The organism is uncultured Corynebacterium sp., assembly GCF_902782855.1.
Classification (GTDB): domain Bacteria; phylum Actinomycetota; class Actinomycetes; order Mycobacteriales; family Mycobacteriaceae; genus Corynebacterium.
Map to the genome: position 1 here is coordinate 1 of NZ_CACZOO010000146.1, position 3337 is coordinate 3337.

1 protein-coding gene is annotated in these 3337 nt (G+C 69.3%); it reads left to right on the top strand.

Going from position 1 to position 3337, the window contains the following annotated elements; translation table 11 throughout:
• Window positions 1-3337: hypothetical protein (locus QZV72_RS06895; RefSeq protein WP_297006593.1), on the top strand; the 3337-nt coding region annotated here is incomplete at both ends.

The window sequence follows — 3337 nt, forward strand, 5'->3', positions numbered from 1 at the left end:
CACGCACGCGCCGGGTTCACCGACCTGGGGCCGCTACCGCTGGTCCCGCAGTGGCCCACCCTGCATCCTGCCGTCCTCGACGCGCTGTGCGCTGTCGGCGCGGTCACCGCAGAAGCCACCGAGATCCGGTGGCCCGCCCTGGACCGGTGGGCCCGAAACCCCCACGGGAACCTCGACGCCCTGGCCGCCCACCCCACCCTCGGCCTGCGGGCCATGACCTCTCTGGCCGCCCGGGAGGTCACCGATCTCACGAAACACCTTGACGTCCTGTTGACGTACTCCGGGACCCGCACCATGCTCACCCGCTGGTTGGAGTATCTGGCCGAGCGTCGCCGCCAGCGTGCCGGGGCGCTCCCGGACCTCGGCCACGACCTGGAGAAGAAGCTTCCTCACCTGGCTGACCCGCGCCTCGCTGAACTGGCACCTGAGGCACTGCGCACCCTGTTCACCGTCAACCCCGTCGCGTCCTTCACCGCCGCTGTCCGCGCCGGGCTGCTGGTGGAGTACGCCTGGCCGACTCTGGAGAACTCCGTGGATAGGCTTCGGGAGGAGACCGGCGAAGAGGCCCAGGTTTTCAGTACGTTCCCGCAGGTCGCGGTGCTCGCCGGTGACCGGATCGAGATCCTTGACGGGCCCCGGGTGACAAAGACACTGACCGCACCGACGGCAGGGAAAGACGTCCGTCAGGTTCTCACGGTCGGTGACAGCGTCCTCGTCCTGTTCCGGGACGGATACGACGGCTACCTGTGGTGGGAGGGGGACACGGCGGCGACCCCCACAGACAGCACAGTGACTGTCGGCGGAGCCGGCACGCTGCCTTGCACCGGAGGTCGGCTGGTCTGCGACATGGTGCTCGCCGATCACGGAAGAATCCCTGAGGACCGCTGGGCCACTGTCATCGCGGTACCGGGGACAGGGACCTTCACCGTCAACGATTCCGGGAAGAACCTGCAACGGTGGGACCCGGCCTCCGGGACCGGCGAGGACGCGGTCACGGTGACCAGCGCTGTGGAGATCCTCGAGGCCACCGGGTTGTCCGGCCTGCTGGCGCAGGTCCTGCCCACAGGTGCCGATCCCCGGGATCTGTGGCGCAGAATCAACTGGGAGAACGTTTATGCTCTCCCCGTCCCGGAAACGGCATCGGTGGACAATCCGCTCGGTGCCGTTGACGGCACCCTGGTCCGTGTCTACGGGGACGCGGCGGGGACACAGGTGTGGAACGCACACCGTCAGGTCACTCCGCTCGGCCGGTTTGAGGACGCCGGCAGGATCATTACCGGCACCGCCGGGGAGGTGTGGCGGCTGGGCTACGGTGCCCGGCGCACCACTGACGGCGCCGCCCTGAGCTGCTCTTCCGATGCTGCCGGACGCCGTCATGTCCTGGAACGGCTCCCGGAACTGGCCTGGTGCTTCGCCGGCTACCGGGACCGGGGCGCCAGCGCCCGGATGCGCGGCTACACCACGGAGCTGGCCACTGAGGTCATCGACACCCTGGTTCAGGACCCGGAGCGTAAAGTCCCTGTCCCTGATCACTACAATCTGACCCGGGAGACGACCACCACCGTCAACTCCACCCTGGAGGCCCCGGCGATCGGCGTCCTGGCCGGACAACTCGGCATCGACCGTGGCGCTGGGGCGGACCTGACCCTGCCGGTCGCTCTGAGCCACCTCGCGGCAGACTGTGCTGCACTGGCCGCGACCGCCGACGCACTGCGGGCACAGGTGTTCCCCGACGAGGCAGACGGGCAGGACGCTGCACCGACGGTCACCACCGCACTCACCGACGAGGTGGTGGGCTGGCTGTCCCCGTGGCCGCTGCGAGCCGATACCGTCATGTGGACCTCGGCGACGAACGACCTGTTGACCTGGGCCGGTGCCGACCACCCCACCGGAGTGACCTTCGAGCCTTACGGGGCACACAGGTCGGTGGCTCACCTGGCAGGCCGGGAACGGATGCTGCTGAGCCACTGGGCGTCCCCGCTGATTCCCCGCGAGACGGTCCCCACCCTTGTCGCCCTCGCCCGGGAGATGGTGGACGCCGGACTGTGGTGCGGACCCTGGACGTCCGCCACCGTGGAACTGACTCCGGAGCTCGCCGACGAGTTCCCGGAACAGGAACTGACCTGGCATGACGCCGGGGCACCAGTTCTCAGCCTGCACGGTGCCCGGTTCCAGCCGGGATACAACGACAACCGGATAACCGTCCTGGTCCGCAGGGCCGACCTGTCCGACCTCACCGTCCCGGTGATCGGCGGTCCCCCCGAGGATGCCCTGGGCATGGACAAGGCGGAGTTCCTCACCGGGCTCGACGCCCTGGACGTGGCGTCCACCGACGCACCGGACCCCGTGATCGACGGGGACGCCGTCACCCGGATGCGGAAGAACACCGGCCTGTCCACCCCGGCGGTCCGGATGCTCCTCGGCGGATTCCGCGACCCCCGGTACCTCGACGCGACCGACCGGACAAACTACGGATTGACCGCGAAGCAGGCGGACCTCGCCGGTGAGCAGGTCTTCAGCCTCGGCCAGGGGACTGTTGAAGCAGTCGTCGCCGGAGCCCGGGAAGTTCCGGAACCGACCGTCCGTCTCACCGACGGGGAGTGGGAACAGGCTGCCGCACGGTCGGTCGGCAACTACTGCACCGCCGCCCAGGCACTGACCGGACTGCTCTACCGTGGGGAGACCACCGACCCGGCCGGGGCCACCGCCGCTCTGCTCGCCCTGGTCGCCGGGATGTCCCTGTCCGATGAGAGGCGTCCCGCGGTCGCCGACCTGCTGCGCACCGTGAACACCGCGGCCGCAGAGTACATGGCAGAACCCCGGCACCGGACCCGTCTCGGGGAGATGGACCTGGGTACCAGCGTGGAGGACAAGGGCTTCCGCGGCAACGTCACCCCCGAGGACCAGGCGGTCCGGGTCGGCGTCGAAGGCCTGCTCGATGACCTCATCACCGATCTGGACACTGTCCACCCTGACCTGCCCGGCTGCCCCTTGGACCCACGCAACTGCGTTCCGGACCTGGTGAGTGAGGTCGCCGCCACCCTGCACCTCAGTGAAAGTGCCGCCGCCTACTATCTCCAGCTGCTTGCCCTCGCCGACCCCACGGACGCCCACATCCGGGCCTGGAACAGCTGGAAGAAGAAGGACATCGACTTCGCGGCCGGTGAACTCGTCACCGCCGGACTGGTCGTCGAGGCGAAGCGGACCGGGGCAGGACGCACCCGGTTCCTGCCCGGCGGCTGGCTCCAGGGACGTACCGGGATCACCGCGTCCCGCCCGATGGACGTGTGGACCGCGCCGATGTACCTGATGTGGGCCGATGTGAAGGCCCGCCCGG